The organism is Oleiphilus sp. HI0125 (genome assembly GCF_001635355.1).
In genome coordinates this window covers 1-868 of record NZ_LWGF01001236.1, presented here as the reverse complement: position 1 = coordinate 868, position 868 = coordinate 1, and the positions used below count along the sequence as shown (strand labels likewise).

General features: G+C 46.7%; 2 protein-coding genes. Both read right to left on the bottom strand.

Annotated features, from left to right (window positions below):
• Positions 1-72: 72 nt before the first annotated feature.
• Complete coding sequence (locus A3762_RS21560; protein ID WP_197469398.1) at positions 73-684, bottom strand: sulfite exporter TauE/SafE family protein; 612 nt, start codon at positions 682-684, stop codon at positions 73-75.
• A 32-nt stretch (positions 685-716) separates the two neighbouring features.
• The gene (locus A3762_RS21555) at positions 717-860 is read right to left on the bottom strand and encodes a cbb3-type cytochrome oxidase assembly protein (RefSeq protein ID WP_082869285.1); all 144 of its coding nucleotides are present in this window, start codon (positions 858-860) and stop codon (positions 717-719) included.
• Between the last annotated feature and the right edge of the window lie 8 nt (positions 861-868).

Below are 868 nucleotides of genomic sequence, written 5' to 3'. Positions count from 1 at the left end.
AACGATTTCTTCCTCGAACCCGAGTCAAGATGAAAGCATCGTACAGGTCATCGAAATTTATCAGCCATGATCTTAAAAACTAGAAACTAACGACCAGGCGCCGAAGCAGATAAGAGTCATGCCAGCACTTTTTCTAAACCACTGACTATTTAAAATCGCAGATAACCGTTGGCCTGCTACCGAGACGCCTAGCATGCTAGGTAAGGTCCCTAAACCAAATGCAAGCATTGTCATTGCTGAGCCAGAGAGCGTTCCTTGGGTGCTCGCGTAAATCAGTCCAGAATATACCAATCCGCATGGTAGCCAGCCCCATACAGCGCCAAGCGCTATCGCTGCCCTATGAGACTGAGGCCGTAAAAATCGACTGCCAATCGGTCTAAGTTTTTGCCATAAAATGGCACCAAGCTTCTCAGTAAAAAGTAGAGCATTGAGCCATCCAGTTAGATATAAGCCCATTAGGATCAGCATGATCGCTGCCGCAATACGCAAAAGCATCAGTGCACCGAGATATTCAGAGAACCAAAATCCTAGCGCACCGACTAGTAAGCCAGCGAAGGTATATGAGCTTAATCGTCCGAGATTATAGCTATAAACATAATTATGCTGGGGGGTATTGAGCCCAAGCGCAGACGCGAGTCCACCGCACATCCCAAGGCAATGGCCTGAACCTAATAGTCCAAGCAAGAATGCACTTAGCAGGATGGTATATTCGATGGCTATACGTCCTTTTCTTGGTTGTGTTGAGGTGCCTTGCTTTGTTGTTTTGGCTTGTCGTCTGGACCAGGAATCATATGCTCATCATCATCAAACAAGATGCTATGGCCAGGGCCTTCAAGGTCATCATACTGTCCATTTTTAATTGCCCAGC